Source organism: Streptomyces sp. NPDC059371 (genome assembly GCF_042751995.1).
GTDB lineage: Bacteria > Actinomycetota > Actinomycetes > Streptomycetales > Streptomycetaceae > Streptomyces.
In genome coordinates this window covers 1-18,552 of the sequence record NZ_JBHYXD010000015.1, presented here as the reverse complement: position 1 = coordinate 18,552, position 18,552 = coordinate 1, and the positions used below count along the sequence as shown (strand labels likewise).

15 protein-coding genes and 1 tRNA gene are annotated in these 18,552 nt (G+C 70.4%); 11 read left to right on the top strand and 5 right to left on the bottom strand.

All coding sequences use genetic code 11. From position 1 onward, the window contains the following. Positions 1-108: 108 nt before the first annotated feature. Positions 109-1,695, bottom strand: coding sequence for a beta-N-acetylhexosaminidase (locus ACFXGX_RS11525; protein WP_384788266.1), 1,587 nt, complete (start codon positions 1,693-1,695; stop codon positions 109-111). A 137-nt stretch (positions 1,696-1,832) separates the two neighbouring features. Between ACFXGX_RS11525 and ACFXGX_RS11520 the strand changes: the two genes are divergently transcribed. After that, entirely contained in the window at positions 1,833-2,714 is an 882-nt protein-coding gene (locus ACFXGX_RS11520) for a DUF4429 domain-containing protein (protein ID WP_384788263.1), read from the top strand. 131 nt (positions 2,715-2,845) lie between these two features. Here the strand turns inward: ACFXGX_RS11520 and ACFXGX_RS11515 are convergent, their stop codons facing one another. Beyond that, positions 2,846-4,414, bottom strand: coding sequence for a fibronectin type III domain-containing protein (locus ACFXGX_RS11515; protein ID WP_384788260.1), 1,569 nt, complete (start codon positions 4,412-4,414; stop codon positions 2,846-2,848). 164 nt (positions 4,415-4,578) lie between these two features. Between ACFXGX_RS11515 and ACFXGX_RS11510 the strand changes: the two genes are divergently transcribed. Continuing rightward, the gene (locus tag ACFXGX_RS11510) at positions 4,579-4,836 is read left to right on the top strand and encodes a hypothetical protein (protein ID WP_037619090.1); all 258 of its coding nucleotides are present in this window, start codon (positions 4,579-4,581) and stop codon (positions 4,834-4,836) included. 14 nt (positions 4,837-4,850) lie between these two features. After that, positions 4,851-6,668, top strand: coding sequence for a glutamine--fructose-6-phosphate transaminase (isomerizing) (glmS, locus tag ACFXGX_RS11505; RefSeq protein ID WP_384788255.1), 1,818 nt, complete (start codon positions 4,851-4,853; stop codon positions 6,666-6,668). 162 nt (positions 6,669-6,830) lie between these two features. On the opposite strand, the gene ACFXGX_RS11500 is transcribed toward glmS, so the two are convergent. Both ACFXGX_RS11500 and ACFXGX_RS11495 read right to left on the bottom strand, forming a co-directional pair. Continuing rightward, positions 6,831-7,394 (bottom strand): GPR1/FUN34/YaaH family transporter, encoded by a 564-nt coding sequence (locus ACFXGX_RS11500; RefSeq protein WP_384788252.1) that lies wholly within the window; start codon positions 7,392-7,394, stop codon positions 6,831-6,833. A gap of 168 nt (positions 7,395-7,562) precedes the next feature. Further along, a complete protein-coding gene (locus ACFXGX_RS11495) occupies positions 7,563-8,090 on the bottom strand; it encodes a universal stress protein (protein WP_261703579.1) in 528 nt (175 codons plus the stop codon). Between the two features lie 1,372 nt (positions 8,091-9,462). Here ACFXGX_RS11495 and ACFXGX_RS11490 point away from each other — a divergent pair. The 4 genes from ACFXGX_RS11490 (at position 9,463) to ACFXGX_RS11475 (ending at position 12,231) form a co-directional block, all read left to right on the top strand. Further along, the gene (locus ACFXGX_RS11490) at positions 9,463-10,701 is read left to right on the top strand and encodes a helix-turn-helix domain-containing protein (RefSeq protein ID WP_384788248.1); all 1,239 of its coding nucleotides are present in this window, start codon (positions 9,463-9,465) and stop codon (positions 10,699-10,701) included. Positions 10,702-10,840: 139 nt separating this feature from the next. After that, a complete protein-coding gene (gene orn, locus ACFXGX_RS11485) occupies positions 10,841-11,443 on the top strand; it encodes an oligoribonuclease (RefSeq protein ID WP_355763633.1) in 603 nt (200 codons plus the stop codon). Positions 11,444-11,552: 109 nt separating this feature from the next. Further along, positions 11,553-11,625 (top strand) — tRNA-His (locus tag ACFXGX_RS11480). A gap of 81 nt (positions 11,626-11,706) precedes the next feature. Next, positions 11,707-12,231 (top strand): GNAT family N-acetyltransferase, encoded by a 525-nt coding sequence (locus ACFXGX_RS11475; protein WP_384788246.1) that lies wholly within the window; start codon positions 11,707-11,709, stop codon positions 12,229-12,231. 27 nt (positions 12,232-12,258) lie between these two features. Here the strand turns inward: ACFXGX_RS11475 and ACFXGX_RS11470 are convergent, their stop codons facing one another. Further along, positions 12,259-13,314, bottom strand: a complete 1,056-nt coding sequence (locus tag ACFXGX_RS11470; protein WP_384788243.1) for a LacI family DNA-binding transcriptional regulator — start codon at positions 13,312-13,314, stop codon at positions 12,259-12,261. A gap of 388 nt (positions 13,315-13,702) precedes the next feature. Here ACFXGX_RS11470 and ACFXGX_RS11465 point away from each other — a divergent pair, with 388 nt between their 5' ends. The 4 genes from ACFXGX_RS11465 to ACFXGX_RS11450 all read left to right on the top strand — a co-directional run bounded on the left by ACFXGX_RS11465 (position 13,703) and on the right by ACFXGX_RS11450 (position 18,497). Then, on the top strand, positions 13,703-15,025 hold the full coding sequence (locus ACFXGX_RS11465) for an ABC transporter substrate-binding protein (protein WP_384788240.1): 1,323 nt from the start codon (positions 13,703-13,705) through the stop codon (positions 15,023-15,025). Then, positions 15,022-16,050: a carbohydrate ABC transporter permease gene (locus tag ACFXGX_RS11460; protein WP_384788237.1), complete on the top strand. Its 1,029-nt coding sequence runs from the start codon at positions 15,022-15,024 to the stop codon at positions 16,048-16,050. The genes ACFXGX_RS11465 and ACFXGX_RS11460 overlap by 4 nt, the downstream gene beginning before the upstream one ends. Further along, positions 16,047-16,958 (top strand): carbohydrate ABC transporter permease, encoded by a 912-nt coding sequence (locus ACFXGX_RS11455; protein ID WP_384788234.1) that lies wholly within the window; start codon positions 16,047-16,049, stop codon positions 16,956-16,958. The genes ACFXGX_RS11460 and ACFXGX_RS11455 overlap by 4 nt, the downstream gene beginning before the upstream one ends. A gap of 108 nt (positions 16,959-17,066) precedes the next feature. Further along, positions 17,067-18,497, top strand: a complete 1,431-nt coding sequence (locus ACFXGX_RS11450) for a GH1 family beta-glucosidase (RefSeq protein WP_384788231.1) — start codon at positions 17,067-17,069, stop codon at positions 18,495-18,497. Positions 18,498-18,552: the final 55 nt, after the last annotated feature.

Genomic DNA, 18,552 nt, shown 5'->3' with positions numbered 1-18,552 from the left:
CAGACACTCCCCCTCTCGCGGGTTTCCCACCACCGCGCCCCCCGAGGCGCCCGCGACCGGGGGGGCCGCCGCGTCGAGTGACCCCGGGGCCCCCCGTCGGCTTTCCGCCTAGCGCGCGGGCCAGGGGACCTGGGGCGAGCGGTAGTACGCGATGCCGAGGGCGTCCCAGCGGGGCGCCTGGGCGGCGAGGCGCACCTTGTAGGTGTCCCAGTCGTGCGTGGAGGCGGGGGACCAGCCGAGTTCGGCGGCGCCGGGCAGCCTCGGGAAGGCCATGACGTCGATGTCCGCGGAGCTCTGGATCGTCTCGGTCCACAGTGGCGCCTCGACGCCCTTGACGGCCGAGGCGGGCACGCCGGGCAGGTAGCTCCCCGGGTCCCAGTCGTAGGCGCGCCGCACCTCCACCAGACCGGCCCAGTCCTGGCCGAGCGGGGTGTCGGCGGTGTACTTCATGTCGAGGTAGAGCCGGTCCGCGGGCGACAGCACGAGCCCCGTCCCGTTCCGCGCGGCCGCGGCGACCTGCGCCTTCTCCTCGGCACCGGTGTCGTCGAGCCCCCAGTACTGCGCGAGGGCGCCCTTCGCCGGGGTGGCCCCGGTGAGCTGGTGCCAGCCCATCACCTTCTTGCCGTACTTGGTGACGAGGGGCTGCACCTTGTCCATGAAGGTCACATAGTCCGCGTGGCTGGTGGAGTGCGCCTCGTCGCCGCCGATGTGGAGGTACCCGCCGGGGGTGAGCGCGGCCAGCTCCCGGATCACGTCGTCCACGAAGGAGTACGTCACCGGCTTGCCCACGCACAGCGAGCTGAAGCCGACGTCGGTGCCGGTGTAGAGGTCCGGCGCGACCCCGTCGCAGTTCAGTTCCGCGTACGAGGCGAGCGCGGCGTTGGTGTGTCCGGGAATGTCGATCTCCGGGACGACCTCCAGATAGCGCGAGGAGGCGTGCCGGACGATCTCGCGGTAGTCGGCCTTGGTGTAGAAGCCGCCCTGTCCGCCGCCGACCTGGGTGGAGCCGCCGTGGGCCGCGAGCCGGGGCCAGGAGTCGACGGCGATGCGCCAGCCCTGGTCGTCGCTCAGGTGCAGATGCAGCTTGTTGACCTTGTACAGGGCCAGTTCGTCGATGTAGCGCTCGACCTGGGCGACGGTGAAGAAGTGCCGGGAGACGTCGAGCATGGCCCCGCGGTAGGCGTAGCGGGGGCTGTCCTTGATCGTGCCGCCGGCGATCAGCCAGGGGCCGCGCTGGACGGAGTCCTTCTCGACGGCGGCGGGCAGGAGCTGACGCAGGGTCTGGACCCCGTGGAAGAGGCCCGCGGGCTTCCCGGCCGTGATGGTGACCCCCGAGGTCCCGCTGTCGAGCCGGTAGCCCTCGTCGCCGAGCCCCTTGCCGCCGAGCCGGAGCCGGATCGCTCCGGCGCCGTGCGAGGTGACCGGCAGCCGGTATCCGGTGGAGGGCCGCAGGATGTCAGCGAGGTACTCGCCGACCGCGCGAACCGCGCGTGAGTCGTCGACCCGGATGCGGGTGTCACCGGTGACGCGGTACGGGGCTCCGCCCGGTTCGACGGAGGCGGGGGCCGGGACGACGCGGCCCAGCGGGGCGGCGGCGGTCCGGGTGTGCGGTGCCGCGCCGACGAGGGAGAAGCCGGCCGCCGCCACGAGCAGCAGCGTACCGAGAAGGCGGGGCGTTCTGTGGTGCTGTCTCACACGCGCTCCCTTCGGTGCCCGGCGAAGGCTCTCCCGGCCCGTCCTCGGCCGCGTTCTCCGCCGTGCCCTTCGTTGTGGTCGAAACCTCGAATTGGTCGAGACCACTCTGCCTCAGTCGCGGTGGAACAATCCCCCTCATGGCGGAAATCATCCAGCGGGACGGCACGTGGATCTTCGACGGCGACACTCTGCGGCTGACCCCGGGCCGGGACAAGAACGTCAGCCTGCTGCGCCGGACGATGGGTGAACTCATCGTGCCGCTGGGCGCGTTGGCGGGCATCTCGCTGGAGCAGGGCAGGAAGGCCGGGCGGCTCAGGCTCCGGCTGCGCGACGGCGCCGACCCGCTGCTCCAGGCGACGGGCGGCAAGCTCACGGAGCCGAACGACCCGTATCAGCTCACGGTGGAGGCCGACCGGTTCGGCGTCGCCGAGTACTTCGTGGACGAGGTGCGGAGCGCGCTGCTCCTCGACCAGGTCCCCGCGGGCCCGGTCGACGGCTATCTGCTGCCCGGTCCGGCGGTGCCGCTGTCCGCGTCCGCGGGGGACGGCACGGCGAGCTTCGACGGCGAGCGCGTACGTCTGGAGTGGAACTGGAAGGCGGAGGACGCGAAGTCCGCGGCGGGTGCCCGGACGCTGGCGCTCGTGGACATAACGGCCGTCGAGTGGCGGCCCGCGGCCGGCCTGGAGAACGGCTGTCTGCGCTTCACCGTCCGCGGCTCCGACACCAAGGCGCCGCCGAAGTACGACCCCGGCTCCGTGGAGCTGTGGGGCTTCAAGCGGGACCCGCTGATGGCGCTGGTCGCGGCGGCCGTACAGGTGAGGCTCCCGCATCCGGCGGCGGCGCGGGACGACCGGCCGGGCGAGGAGCCCGACGCGGAGGCGGCCGCGGGACCGGAGCCCGGGGCCGACCACGACGCCCTCCTGCGCAGGCTCCGCGAACTGGGCGAGCTGCGCAAGGAGGGCGTCCTGACGGACGAGGAGTTCGCCCTGGCCAAGCAGGCGGTCCTCAAGCGCCTGTAGGAACGGGCGGGCGAGGACCGCCGCGCGGGGGCCGGCCGCCGGTCGGGGAGGCGGTACGCCCCGCCTTCCGGGCGTACATGGTGCCGGTGGACCGGTGGTACCCCGCGTGCCCGGGTACGCGGCCCCGGAGGCTACTTGGCCCGGCGCGCGATCGTGAAGTGGTCGACCTCCGCACCGGTCTCGGCGATGCCGCGGACCTTCAGGGTGGCCAGGCGTCCCTTCGCGGCCGGCTGGACGTCGACGCGCAGGAACGAGTAGTTGAGGTAGCGCACGCGCGACCAGGTGACCGTCTCGTTCTGCTTGCCGTCCTTGAGGTTGACGAAGGAGGTGACCGACTCGACCTCGTTCTCCTTGCCCTCGTAGGACTCGGGGGCGGTGAACGCGTACAGGCTGCGGCCGGCCGCGCCCGCCGTCACGTACACGACACCGTCGGTCTCGGTGTACGCCGTGCCGCCGATCGGCAGCTTCTTGGTGACCGCGTTCGCCTTGATGACGTCCGTGCGCTCGTACTGGTGGTTGTGGCCGTTGATGACCAGGTCGACGGTGTACTTCTCGAACAGCGGCACCCACTCCTGTCGCACGCCCCCCTCCGAGGCGTGCGCCGTGGAGGTGCAGTACGCGCAGTGGTGGAAGAAGATCACGACGAAGTCGATGTCCCGCGAGGCGCGGTACTTCTTGAGCTGCGCCTCCAGCCACTTGGTCTGGGTGCCGCCGGAGATGCCGAGGTTGGCCGGGATCTCGAAGGAGATGTCGTTGGCGTCGAGCGAGATGATCGCCGTGTTGCCGTGGACGAAGGAGTAGACGCCCGGCAGGCTGGCCTTGTCGGGCCCGTTGTCCGGAAGCGTCCAGCGGGCCTCCTCGCCGCCGTAGCCGTTGGGCGAGTACCAGGCCTCCATGTCGTGGTTGCCGTACGCCGGCATCCACGGCACCTGCTTGGCGACCGTCTCGGTCTGGGCGAGGAACTGGTCCCAGATGCGCGAGTCGAAGCCGGTGTCGGCGGTCTTGCCCTGGCCCGCCGGGTCCGCGTACGCGATGTCGCCGGCGTGGAGGTGGAAGGCGGGGTTCTGGGCGAGCAGCAGGGCGTCGTTGGCGAGGCCGTGGTAGCCGACGCCCTCGTCGCCGAAGGCGGTGAAGGTGAAGGGCTCGGCCTGCGAGGGCGCGGTGGTGAAGGTGCCGAGCGTGCCGAGGAGGTGCGGCTGGGCCGGGTCGAAGCCCGCGTGGCCGACACCGTAGTAGTAGGTCCTGCCGGGGCGCAGGTGGGTGAGCTTGGCGTGCAGGTAGTACTGGGTGTGGTCGCCGCTCGCGCCCACGCCGGCCGGGGTGTAGAGGGTGCGCACCTCGGCCTCGATCTTGCGCGAGAGGTCCCAGGGGTGGGCGCCGATGCGGATGTAGGGCTTGCTGACCGCGGCCGGCACCTGCCAGGAGACGGTCATCTCGGTGCGCGGGTCGTTGCCGAAGGCGAGGTGGCGGCCGAAGGGGGCGACGAGCGCGCCGTCGACCTTGTCCGTGGAGGCCGGGGCGGCCGTCCGCTGCGCCGGGACGGCGGCCTGTGCGGCGCCGGGCACGAAGGCCCCGCCCGCGACGGCGCCGATGGTCACGGCGCCGCCTCTGATCATGTTGCGCCGGGAGAACTTGGCGCGAAGGTACTCATGCTGCTCGGCCATGTTCATCTTCTCGGCGAGCTGCTCGGGTACGCCCATGCGTGGAGTGTCCATGGCCCCTGAAGTTGCTCTGGGCAATCGACGGGGCGCAAGACGCCGTATGGACAGCTTGCAAACAGCGGCCCATAAGAGATTCAACACCCGCTTGCCCGATATCGGGCAGGATTCTTGCGAATCGTCTTTCCGTACCCCAGGATCAACGGGTGCACGACGAACTCGTTGATCATTTGACGCGGTCGACGCCCCTGAACCGGGGCGAGGCGCTGCGGGTGGTCCAGGACGTTCTCGCCTATTTCGACGAGACGGCCCAGGAGTTCGTCCGCCGCCGCCACCGTGAGCTCCAGGCCCAGGGCCTGGTGAACGCGTCGATCTTCGAACGGATCGAGGCGGACCTGAAATATCGCGCGGTCGCGCCGCCGGAGCTCACGCTCAGGCAACTGCGACGCATCGTTTACGGCTGAGGGAATCTACCTGTATGTGCGGAATCGTCGGATACATCGGCAGGCGTGATGTGACCCCGCTGCTCCTCGAAGGCCTTCAGCGCCTGGAGTACCGCGGCTACGACTCGGCGGGCATAGTCGTGACCTCCCCGAAGTCGGCCGGCCTGAAGATGGTCAAGGCGAAGGGCCGCGTCCGCGACCTGGAGGCGAAGGTTCCCAAGCGCTTCGCCGGCACCACGGGCATCGCCCACACCCGCTGGGCCACGCACGGCGCCCCCTCCGACGCGAACGCGCACCCCCACATGTCCGCCGACAGCAAGGTCGCGGTCGTCCACAACGGCATCATCGACAACGCCTCCGACCTGCGGAAGAAGCTCGAGGCCGACGGCGTCGAGTTCCTCTCCGAGACGGACACCGAGGTGCTCACCCACCTGGTCGCCCGCTCCCAGCAGGAGAAGCTGGAGGACAAGGTCCGCGAGGCGCTGCGGGTCATAGAGGGCACCTACGGCATCGCGGTGATGCACGCCGACTTCCCCGACCGCATCGTGGTGGCCCGAAACGGCTCCCCCGTCGTGCTTGGCATCGGCGAGAAGGAGATGTTCGTCGCCTCGGACATCGCCGCCCTGGTCACCCACACCCGCCAGATAGTCACGCTGGACGACGGCGAGATGGCCACGCTCAAGGCCGACGACTTCCGGACGTACACCACCGAGGGCACCCGGACGACCTCCGAGCCGACCACCGTCGAGTGGGAGGCCGCCTCGTACGACATGGGCGGCCACGACACGTACATGCACAAGGAGATCCACGAGCAGGTCGAGGCCGTGGACCGCGTGCTGCGCGGCCGGATCGACGACCGCTTCTCGACGGTCCACCTCGGCGGCCTGAACCTGGACGCCCGCGACGCGCGCGCCGTGCGCCGCGTGAAGATCCTCGGCTGCGGCACCTCGTACCACGCGGGCATGATCGGCGCCCAGATGATCGAGGAGCTGGCCCGTATCCCCGCGGACGCCGAGCCGGCCTCCGAGTTCCGCTACCGCAACGCGGTCGTCGACCCCGACACCCTCTACATCGCGGTCTCCCAGTCCGGTGAGACCTACGACGTCCTCGCCGCCGTGCAGGAGCTGAAGCGCAAGGGCGCCCGGGTGCTCGGCGTCGTCAACGTCGTCGGCTCGGCGATCGCCCGCGAGGCGGACGGCGGCATGTACGTGCACGCCGGCCCCGAGGTCTGCGTCGTCTCGACGAAGTGCTTCACCAACACCACCGTCGCCTTCGCGCTGCTCGCCCTGCACCTCGGCCGGACCCGCGACCTCTCGGTCCGCGACGGCAAGCGGATCATCGAGGGCCTGCGCAGGCTCCCCGCCCAGATCGCCGAGATCCTGGAGCAGGAGGACGAGATCAAGAAGCTGGCCGAGCAGTACGCCGAGGCCCGCTCGATGCTCTTCATCGGCCGCGTCCGGGGCTACCCGGTGGCCCGTGAGGCCTCCCTGAAGCTCAAGGAGGTCTCGTACATCCACGCCGAGGCCTACCCGGCCTCCGAGCTCAAGCACGGCCCGCTGGCGCTCATCGAGCCGGCGCTCCCCACGGTCGCGATCGTCCCCGACGACGACCTGCTGGAGAAGAACCGCGCCGCCCTGGAGGAGATCAAGGCCCGCAGCGGCCAGATCCTCGCGGTCGCGCACCAGCACCAGGAGAAGGCCGACCAGACGATCGTCGTCCCGAAGAACGAGGACGAGCTCGACCCGATCCTGATGGGCATCCCGCTCCAGCTCCTCGCCTACCACACGGCGCTGGCGCTCGGCCGGGACATCGACAAGCCGCGCAACCTGGCGAAGTCGGTCACCGTCGAGTAGTCACCACCGGGCGGACCGCCTGCCGGTGGTCCGCCCGCCCCGTCCCCGCCGGGCAAGTCCCCGGCCGGCGACCGGACATGGACGATCCCCGTGCGCACCACCCGCGCACGGGGATCGTTCTTCAAGGGCCGGAGCCGCCCAATACCCCGGCCCGCGCCGAGGTCAGCCGGTGGCCGTCACCCCCCGGCCGGCGGCGCGTCGCGGAAATGCGGTGGGCCAGTGGGCGAGAGCGGCGGTCGCCGCGTACCAGGCGACCGCGCCGGCCGCGACGGCGAACCAGCCGCCGGCCTTGCCCAGGCCGGTGCTGTCCGCGAAGCGGCCGATGGCGAGAAGCAGCAGAGAGACGAAGAACAGCCCGTAGGCGCCCTGGCCGAGGGTGTCCCCGCCCGCGAGGGCGAGCGAGAGCACGACGAGCGCGAAGAGCAGCAGGAAGAGTCCCGCCGCGTTGTCGGAGACCTGGCCGCCGGCCGAGACGGCCCAGGTGAACCAGAGGGCGCCGATTCCCGTGAAGGCCGTGCCGTTGGCCGTGTCACGGTCGCGGAGAGCGAGCAGACCGGCGACGAACAGCGCGACGCCGCCTACGTAGTGGGCCAGTGACACGGCGTCAGCCGCCGTCACTCCGTCGATCAAGTCGGTGTACCCGAGGCCGAAGGCCAGCAGGGTCACACCGAGCGCGAGTCTTCCTACGATGGTGGTGGTGCTTCCCGCAGAGACGTCGTTGTCCACGGCGGGCTCCCTTCATGCCTGTGCAGTTGTGCTGCGCCATACCGGTCGCCGCGTAGGACCGGCGTCCCGTATATGCCCTTCACAAAGGCACAAACACCTCTACGCGCCAGTAGGTTCACTCACCGCACGGAGACCACCGGCGACCCGCGTCGCGGGCGGGGCGGAGTGTCAGGGAATGACGATGACGGGGCGCTTGGCGCGCTTGGCGAGCCGTCCGGCGACCGAGCCGAAGATGCGTCCGACGATGCCGTGCGTGGAGCCCACGACTATCGCGTCCGCCTCGTACTCCCGCCCCACTTCCTCGAGTTCGTGGCAGATGTCGCCGCCACGCTCGACCAGGATCCAGGGCACCTCGGAGAGGTATTCGGCGCAGGCGAGCTCGAGCCCCAGCACCTCGGTGCGGTGGTCGGGGACGTCGACGAAGACAGGCGGCTCGCAGCCCGCCCACACCGTGGTGGGCAGCCGGTTGGCCACATGCACGATGATCAGGCCGGAGCCCGAGCGGTGCGCCATCCCGATCGCGTAGGCGAGGGCACGCTCGCTGGACGTCGAACCGTCGAAACCGACGACGACGCCGTGCTTGAAAGCGGGATCGCAGGACTGGCGGGGTTCTTCCGCCGCCAGGGGCTCGGCCGCCGTGGGATCGGCGAGCGGGCGCTTGCGGTCCGCGGGATCGAAGAATTCGTGACCGGCCATGGGTGTCTCGGCGTTTGGATCCTCGTGGTGGGGACGACAACGAACGGCAGAGCTGTGTCTGGGAAACATCTTCCCAACCCCATACCCCCAAGGGTACGGCGGCACGCCTCCTCTGCCCAGATCCCGCGCCCCTTACGCGGCATTCCAGGGAGCATGCACGAGAGGATGCCCGTAACGCAATGGTTGCTGCCCCGTACAGGCGGTTTGCGCAGGGCCCCCCGTGAATTTGCACCGGCGCCCGGGAACGGGGAATTCCGTCGCCCGGCGGGACCGGGCGGCCCCCTTCCGAACGCACGCCCCACCCGCCGGGCAGTGACCGGTGGGTCGAACACGCGTTGAACCGGTCGCGGCCGTCGCCGCCGAGGCACGCCATGGAGATCACACGCCGTGGAGAGCACGGAGAACACCGGAGCACCAGGGAGCAGCACGTGTCCGGACCCGACACCGCCCGCCGTTCCTCCGCAACCCCGGCACCCCCCGCCCCAGGGGCTCGCCCCGCCCCCTCCCCGTCATCCTCGCCGCCCCCCGGATCCCGTTCGGGATCACGCTCCGGATCGCGATCGGGAACACGCTCCGGTTCCCGCCCCCCTGCGCCCGGCGCGGTGGACACGGTGGGCGATGTGGTCCGCTGGGCGGCCTTCGCCTGCGTCGTGGTCCCGGCGGTCCTCCTCTGGTGCGGCAGCTCGCTCGCCGGAGCGGCCGGTACGGCTCTCGGTCTCGCCGCCGTGACCGGGGTCTGTGTGATCCTGCTGCGTCAGTCCGAGCGGGGGGCGGCGCGCCTGGCCGACGAGCGGCGCGGCACGACGCGCTCGCGCGCTCGCCGGCCTGCTCCGCGCCGGCGCGGACGGCACGGGAGGAGCGGTCCGGGCGGCACGGGGCGCGCGGGGGTCACGGGGCGCGGGAACAGGTCGGGGGCGCGGATCGGCCCACGGGGCGGGAACGGCACGGGAGTTCACCGAGGCGCTCGTCACAGTGGGGGAGGCAAGCCGGTCGACTGACCGGTTTGCGCGTACACCTACGCTTCTTTTCAGCCAACTTCCGGTAGTGGCTCATCCCTTGCTCGAACGACCCCCCAACCCCCGTTCGACCTGCACCTAAAGGGGTAAGCAGGGCTCGCGCACCCTACGTGGATTGGCCACTGCCACGAGGCGCACTTCCCTGCGGCGCCCACGAGTGCAACGCTTCGTGATCGAATGCTTCACGCCAAGTTGCCATGTCGACATTCTGCGGAGTAGCGAACTGGTCACCTTGGCTCAACGGGACACAGTAGATTCGATCTTGTCTTACGGCGGGGGACTCGTGCAGGACCGAGGGGAAACGTGCAGGAGCGACACAACCGAGGAGCCGCGACCACCGAGGGGGGCTTAGCAGGATGAGCCACGACTCCACTGCCGCGCCGGAAAACGCGGCCCGGAAACTGTCCGGGCGACGCCGCAAGGAGATCGTCGCGGTGCTGCTGTTCAGCGGCGGCCCCATTTTCGAGAGTTCCATTCCGTTGTCGGTGTTCGGGATTGACCGCCAGGACGCCGGCGTGCCGCGCTACCGCCTTTTGGTGTGTGCCGGCGAGGAAGGCCCGCTGCGGACCACAGGGGGCCTGGAACTCACCGCACCACATGGCCTGGAAGCGATCTCCAGGGCCGGCACGGTCGTCGTGCCCGCCTGGCGGTCGATCACCTCGCCACCACCGGAGGAGGCGCTCGACGCACTGCGCCGCGCCCATGAGGAAGGCGCCCGCATAGTCGGGCTGTGCACCGGTGCCTTCGTGCTCGCCGCGGCCGGCTTGCTGGACGGCCGTCCAGCGACCACCCACTGGATGTACGCGCCGACGCTGGCCAAGCGCTATCCGTCGGTGCACGTCGATCCCCGCGAGCTCTTCGTGGACGACGGCGACGTGCTGACCTCGGCGGGTACGGCGGCCGGAATCGATCTCTGTCTCCACATCGTGCGGACGGACCACGGCAACGAGGCGGCCGGCGCGCTCGCCCGGCGTCTGGTGGTCCCACCGCGGCGCAGCGGAGGCCAGGAGCGCTATCTCGACCGGTCACTGCCGGAGGAGATCGGCGCCGACCCCCTCGCGGAGGTCGTCGCCTGGGCGCTGGAGCATCTCCACGAGCAGTTCGACGTCGAGACGCTGGCGGCTCGCGCCTACATGAGCCGCCGCACCTTCGACCGTCGGTTCCGCTCGCTCACCGGAAGCGCTCCCCTGCAGTGGCTGATCACTCAGCGCGTCCTGCAGGCGCAGCGTCTCCTGGAGACGTCCGACTACTCGGTGGACGAGGTCGCGGGCCGCTGCGGCTTCCGTTCGCCGGTGGCGCTGCGGGGTCACTTCCGGAGGCAGCTCGGCTCGTCGCCGGCCGCGTACCGGGCGGCGTACCGCGCCCGCAGGCCGCAGGCCGAGCGGGTCACGGATCCGGACGGCCCGACGGGTCCGGTCGGACCGCCGCCGTCACTGCACCAGGAGCACTCGGGCCCGGTCCCGATGCAGACCCGCCGCACCGCGGCGGCCGGCCTGGGCGCGGCGGCCTCGCTCTCCGCGGAGGCGATGCGGGAACGGGCGGAGCTGTACGCGGCGGGCAGGCCGAGCCTGCCGGGACAGCGCAGCGCGCCGTAGTCCGGCGTCGGCAGACGCGCGGGGTCCGCACCTTCGGGTGCGGGCCCCTTCGCATGAGGCCGGGACCCGGCGCCATCCGCCGCCCCGGCGGGGCGCACGGGCGGGCTAACCGGAGGGGGCGGGCCGTAGGGTGAGACACATGAACGATCGCATGGTGTGGATCGACTGCGAGATGACGGGACTCTCGCTGTCGGATGACGCGCTCATCGAGGTGGCCGCACTGGTCACCGACTCTGAGCTGAACGTGCTCGGCGAAGGGGTGGACATCGTGATCCGCCCGCCGGACGCGGCCCTGGAGACGATGCCGGACGTGGTGCGCCAGATGCACACGGCCTCCGGCCTGCTGGAGGAGCTCGCCGGGGGTACGACCCTGGCGGACGCCGAGGAGCAGGTCCTCTCCTATGTACGTGAGCACGTCAAGGAGCCGGGCAAGGCCCCGCTCTGCGGGAACTCCGTCGGGACGGACCGCGGTTTCCTGCTGCGGGACATGGCCACGCTGGAGAGCTATCTCCACTACCGCATCGTGGACGTCTCCTCGGTCAAGGAGCTGGCCCGCCGCTGGTACCCCCGGGCGTACTTCAACAGCCCGGAGAAGAACGGCAACCACCGCGCCCTGGCCGACATCCGCGAGTCCATCGCCGAGCTCCGCTACTACCGCGAGGCGATCTTCGTCCCGCAGCCCGGCCCCGACTCGGACACCGCCCGCACCATCGCGGCCAAGCACGTCCTGCCCGTCGAATAGGCCTTTGACGGGGCCCTGCTGGGCCCCGGAAAAAGGTGTGCGCGAGCACCCCTCAGAACCCTGTACACTTTTTCTCGGCCGGTCAGGGAAACCCCGAAGACCGGACATGGTGGGTGTAGCTCAGTTGGTAGAGCACCTGGTTGTGGTCCAGGTGGCCGCGGGTTCAAGTCCCGTCACTCACCCTGAGTAGTCAGCCGGTGACCTTGTGAAAAGGTCACCGGCTGATTGCGTTCCCGGCCCCGGCGGCCCGTACGCTCCCCCTCGTGCCCCACCCCACGGAACCCGTCGCCACCACCGGACCCTTCGCCACCGCCCGGCTCGATCTCCTGCCGCTGCGGGCCGGGCATGCCGAGGAGATGGCCGGGGTGCTGTCCGATCCGGCGCTGCACACGTTCATCGGCGGGGAGCCGGACACTCCGGCGGCGCTGCGGGCCCGGTACGAGCGTCTCGTCGCGGGCTCGCCCGATCCCGGCGTCCTCTGGTGCAACTGGGTGCTGCGGGAGCGGGCGGCGGGATGCCTGGTGGGTACGGTCCAGGCGACCGTCTCGGACGGTACCGCGGAGGTCGCCTGGGTCGTGGGCACGCCCTGGCAGGGGCGGGGGTACGCGGTGGAGGCGGCGAGGGCACTGGTCCGGCACGTGGTCCGGACGTTCCCCGTCCGCGCGGTCGTGGCCCATGTCCACCCCGCCCACCACGCGTCGGCGGCCGTCGCCGCGGCGGCGGGACTCACCGCGACGGACGAACTCCACGACGGCGAGATCCGCTGGGAGCTCTCGGTACCCCGGTGACGCGTCCCGCCCCACCGCGCGCCCGTCTCAGGACGAGGCCCGCACCACCAGTTCCGCGGGCAGGACGAGCTGACGCTTCTCCAGTCCGCGGGAGGCCGCCGGGCGGCGGTCCGCGATCTCGCCGAGGAGAAGGTCGATCATGGCGCGGCCCATCTCCTCGATGGGCTGGCGGACGCTGGTCAGGGGCGGATCCATGTGACGGGCTATGGCGGAGTCGTCGTAGCCGATGAGCGCCACGTCGTCCGGGATGCGCCGGCCGCTCTCGCGCAGCACCTGGCGGGCGCCCGCCGCCATGACGTCGGACCCGGCGAACACCGCGTCGAGGTCCGGGAAGCGCTCGAGGAGCAGGGCCATGGCACGCCGGCCCCCCTCCTCGGTGAAGTCACCGGGGACGATCAGCCGCTCGTCCACCTCCCGGCCCGCGTCCCGCAGACCCTGGCGGTAGCCGTCGACGCGTCGCTGGGCGCCGTAGACGTCCATACGGCCGGCGAGATGGCCGATTCTGGCGCGCCCCCGGGAGACGAGATGCGCCACGGCCGCGCGCCCGCCGCCGTAGTTGTCGGAGTCGACCGACGGAAGCGTCTCCTCCGCCGAGCGCCGGCCGCTGATCACGGCCGGGATCTCGAGCTGGGAGAGCAGATCGGGCAGCGGATCGTCGGCGTGCACCGAGACCAGCAGGACGCCGTCCACGCGGTGCGCCGCCAGATACTGCGCCAGGCGCTCCCGCTCCCGGTCGCTGCCCGCGAATATCAGCAGCAACTGCATCTCGGTCTCGGAGAGTTCGGCACCGACACCGCGCAGCATGTCCGAGAAGTACGGTTCCGCGAAGAAGCGTGTCTCCGGCTCGGGGACGACCAGGGCGATCGCGTCCGTGCGGTTGGCCGCGAGGGCGCGCGCCGCCGTGTTCGGGACATAGCCGAGCTCGGCCACGGCCGCCTCGACCGCGGCCCGGGTCGCGTCGCTGACCCGCGGGGAACCGTTGATCACCCGGGAGACCGTGCCACGGCCCACTCCCGCGCGCGCGGCCACCTCTTCGAGGGTCGGCCGCCCGCCACTGCGGCCCCGCGCTCCGTGGACTGCCATGGCCTCCGCCTCCCGTCGACACCAACCTGGCCTGGAATGTAACAGCCCCGTCCGGCGGGACTCGCGTCGCTGGGCCGCAGTCCAGGAGGCGTCACCTCACGGACGGCCACCCCGGGAGTGCCGGACGGGCCATGAGACGCTTCCGGCCATGTGGCGGAATGACATCTTCAGCTAACAGGCCGATAACTGAAGGCATCTCTCCGCTCCCTCACCCTTGACACCCCCGCCGGAACCGACGACTCTTCAACACATCACCTGTGGGAGCGCTCCCACAGTACCTGACACATACACATCCCGCACGTTCCCCGCCCGAGCCGCAGCGAGAAACAACGGGCGCCACCAATGCAGTTGGCCGGGGGGTCGGCACGTCAGGCAACAGGAGGACGCAATGCGCACGAGTACCCGCCGGTCCCGCAGGCTGGGGGCCATAGCGGTCGTCGCCGCGCTGGCTACGGGACTGCTGGCCGGCTGTTCGAGCGACCCGGACAACGGCTCGTCGGACAACGACGGTGGAAGCGGCAAGGGCAAGACGACCCTGACCATAGGCACCTTCGGCGTCTTCGGATACAAGCAGGCCGGCCTCTACGACGAGTACACGAAGCTCCACCCCGAAATCTCCATCAAGGAGAACGTCACCACCCGTACCGACGTCTACTGGCCCAAGACGCTCACGCGTCTGCAGGCCGGCTCCGGCACCGACGACATCCAGGCGATCGAGATCGGCAACGTCACCGAGGCCGTCCAGACCCAGGCCGACAAGTTCGTCGACCTCGGCAAGGAGGTCGACAAGTCGCAGTGGCTGGACTGGAAGCTCTCCCAGGCCACCACCAAGGACGGCAAGACCATCGCGCTCGGCACCGACATCGGCCCGATGGCGATCTGCTACCGCAAGGACCTCTTCGAGAAGGCCGGTCTGGAGACCGACCGCACGAAGCTCGCCGCGCAGTGGAAGGGCGACTGGGCGAAGTACGTCGCGCTCGGCAAGGACTACATGAAGAAGGCGCCGAGCGGCACCAAGTTCGTGGACTCCGCCTCCTCGGTCTACAACGCGGCCCTCGGCGGCGAGAGCCAGCGGTACTACGACAAGGACGGCAACGTCATCTGGGACAAGTCCTCCGGGGTGAAGAAGTCCTGGAACGCCGCCATGACGGTGGCGACCAGCAACATGTCGGCGAAGCTGAAGCAGTTCGACCCGACGTGGGACCAGGGCTTCGCCAAGGGCTCGTTCGCGACCGTGGCCTGCCCCGCCTGGATGATGGGCTACATCCAGGAGAAGTCCGGTGACTCGGGCAAGGGCAAGTGGGACGTGGCGGCCGCGCCGACCGCGGCCAACTGGGGCGGTTCGTTCATCGGTGTCCCGGTGGCCGGCAAGCACCAGAAGGAGGCCATCGCGCTGGCGAAGTGGCTGACCGCCCCCGAGCAGCAGGCGAAGGTCTTCGCCAAGCAGGCGAGCTTCCCGTCGACCCCGTCGGCCTACTCGAGCCTGACGCCGGCCGCCGCCACCACGGAGTACTTCTCCAACGCGCCGATCACGCAGATCTTCGGCGACTCGGCGAAGACGATCCCGGTCCAGTACTTCGGCACGAAGGACCAGCCGATCGGCACCGCGATCACCGACGTCGGCATCCTCCAGGTCGAGCAGAAGGGCAAGTCCCCCGACCAGGGCTGGAACGCGGCAAAGGCTGAGATCAAGGACGTGCTCGGCCAGTGACCAGCTCCAAGCAGGCTCTCGCGCACCCCGCGACGAGCGCCGACGCCGCGCCCGGCTCTCAGCCGGGCGCGGCCCGGGGCGCTCAGGGTCGCGGTAAGCCGCCGCAGGACCCGGGTTCCTGGCGCAGCCGGCTGTACCGCTGGGACATGAAGGCGTCGCCGTACGCATTCGTCGCCCCCTTCTTCATCATCTTCGGAGCCTTCGGGCTCGTACCGCTGCTCTACACGGCGTGGTACTCGCTGCACAATGTGCAGCTCTCCGGGCTCGACCACCAGACCTGGGCGGGTCTGGACAACTACAAGAATCTGCTGTCCTCGGAGTTCTTCTGGAACGCCCTGGGGAACACCTTCACCATCGGCGTGATCTCCACGGTGCCGCAGTTGGTCATTGCGCTCGGGATCGCCCACCTGCTCAACTACCGGCTCCGCGGCTCGACCGTGTGGCGGGTCGTGATGCTCACCCCGTACGCCACCTCGGTGGCCGCGGCGACGCTCGTCTTCACGCTGCTGTACTCGTGGGACGGCGGCATGGTCAACTGGCTGCTCCACTTCATCGGGGTTCACTCGATCAACTGGCGCGAGTCGGACTGGGGTTCGCAGTTCGCCGTCTCCTCGATCGTGATCTGGCGCTGGACCGGCTACAACGCGCTGATCTATCTCGCGGCCATGCAGGCGATCCCCACGGATCTGTACGAGTCGGCCGCCCTCGACGGCGCCGGCCGCTGGCAGCAGTTCCGCCACGTGACGATCCCCATGCTGCGGCCGACGATCCTGTTCACGGTGGTCGTCTCCACGATCGGCGCGACCCAGCTCTTCGGTGAACCGCTCCTGTTCGGCGGGGTCAGCGGCTCGAAGGGCGGCTCGGCGCACCAGTACCAGACGCTCGGCCTGTACATGTACGACCAGGGCTGGGGCATCGGCAACCTCGGCAAGGCGTCGGCGATCGCATGGACGATGTTCCTGATCCTGCTGATCATCGCCGCGATCAACCTGCTGATCACCCGACGGCTGAGGAAATCCCAATGACCACGACCGAACTGACCGCCCCTCAGGCGGAGGCGAAGATCGCCGCGGACGGCCGGGGGCCCGGACGCCGCCGGGTGCTCGGCGCGGGCAAGCAGCTCCACGCGGGTCCGGTCACCTATGTCGTCCTGACCGTGTTCGCGCTGGTCTCGCTCGCACCGCTGGTCTGGACGGCCATCGCGGCCTCGCGCAACAACACCCGGCTGGCGCAGACACCGCCGCCGCTGTGGTTCGGCGGGAACCTGTTCAAGAACCTGGAGGCCGCCTGGGAGCAGGCCGGGCTCGGCACCGCGATGGTCAACTCCACGATCGTCGCCGGGACCATCACCGTCGGCACGGTCGTGTTCTCCACCCTCGCCGGGTTCGCCTTCGCCAAGCTGCGCTTCAAGTTCTCCGGACTTCTTCTGCTGCTGACCATCGGCACGATGATGATTCCGCCGCAGCTGGCCGTCGTACCGCTGTACCTGTGGATGAGCGACCTGGGCTGGTCCAACCAGCTCCAGACGGTCATCCTGCCCACCCTGGTCAGCGCCTTCGGCACGTTCTTCATGCGCCAGTACCTGGTGCAGGCCCTGCCCTCCGAGCTGATCGAGGCGGCGCGGGTGGACGGCGCGAACAGTCTGCGCGTGGTCTGGCACGTCGTCTTCCCGGCGGCGCGCCCGGCGATGGCGGTGCTCGGTCTGCTGACGTTCGTGATGGCCTGGAACGACTTCCTGTGGCCGATCATCGCCCTGAACCAGCAGGAGCCGACGGTGCAGGTCGCCCTCATGTCACTGGGCACCGGCTACATCCCCGACCAGGCCGTCATCATGGCGGGCGCGCTGCTCGGCACACTGCCGCTGCTCATCGCCTTCCTCCTGTTCGGCAAGCAGATCGTGGGCGGGATCATGCAGGGCGCGATCAAGGGCTGAACGCCCCTTCGGGGGCCGGGTCACCGCCGCCTCGGCCCCTCCGTCCCGCCTTTACCACCCTCCCCCCTCCAACTCGTCGGTCTTCACGACCCCCTTGGGAGCGCTTCCATGCCTGAGTCCTCAACACCCGTGACGTTTCCTCCGGCCTTCCTCTGGGGTGCGGCGACCTCCGCCTACCAGATCGAGGGTGCGGTGCGGGAAGACGGCCGAACGCCGTCGATCTGGGACACCTTCAGCCATATACCTGGCAAGACGGCCGGCGGCGAGCACGGTGACATCGCTGTCGACCACTATCACCGCTACCGCGACGACGTGGCCCTGATGGCGGACCTGGGCCTTGGCGCGTACCGCTTCTCCGTCTCCTGGTCGCGGGTGCAGCCCACCGGCCGGGGCCCCGCCGTCCAGCGCGGCCTGGACTTCTACCGGCGTCTGGTCGACGAGCTGCTGTCGAAGGGCATCAAGCCGGCGATCACCCTCTACCACTGGGACCTGCCGCAGGAGCTGGAGGACACCGGCGGCTGGCCCGAGCGCGAGACGGCGCTGCGCTTCGCGGAGTACGCGCAGATCGTGGGCGAGGCGCTGGGCGACCGTGTCGAGCAGTGGATCACGCTGAACGAGCCCTGGTGCAGCGCCTTCCTGGGCTACGGATCCGGTGTGCACGCCCCCGGCCGGACGGACCCGGCGGCGGCGCTGCGCGCGGCCCACCATCTGAACCTCGCGCACGGGCTGGGCACTTCGGCGCTGCGTTCCGTGATGCCGTCCCGCAACTCGGTCGCGGTGAGCCTCAACTCCTGCCCGATCCGGCCGCTTTCGCAGGACCCGGCGGACCTGGCCGCGGTCCAGCGCATCGACGACCTGGCCAACGGCGTCTTCCACGGCCCGATGCTGCACGGCGCCTACCCGCAGACGCTGCTCACGGCGACCCGGTCGATCACCGACTGGTCGTACGTCCAGGACGGCGACCTCGCGCTGATCCACCAGCCGCTGGACGCGCTCGGCCTCAACTACTACACGCCGACGCTGGTCTCGGCCGCCGCGGCCGTCTCGGACGGTCCGCGCGCGGACGGCCACGGCTCCAGCGCGCACTCCCCCTGGCCGGGCGCGGACGGTGTCGCGTTCCACCAGACGCCGGGCGAGCGCACGGAGATGGGCTGGACGATCGAGCCGCAGGGACTGCACGAGCTGATCATGCGGTACACCCGTGAGGCGCCTGGCCTGCCCCTGTACATCACGGAGAACGGCGCGGCCTACGACGACAAGCCGGACCCGGACGGCCGCGTCCACGACCCCGAGCGCGTCGCCTACCTGCACGGCCACCTGTCCGCCGTGCACCGCGCGATCGAGGACGGGGCGGACGTCCGCGGCTACTACCTGTGGTCCCTGCTGGACAACTTCGAGTGGGCCTACGGCTACGAGAAGCGCTTCGGAGCGGTCTATGTCGACTACGCGACCCAGAAGCGCACCCCGAAGTCGAGCGCCCACTGGTACGGCCAGGCGGCCCGCACGGGAACGCTGGCACCGGTGGCGCCCGCCGAGTAGGCCGGCGCCCGAGGGCACGGGGGAAACGGGGAAACGGGGCGCGGCACCCGAGGGG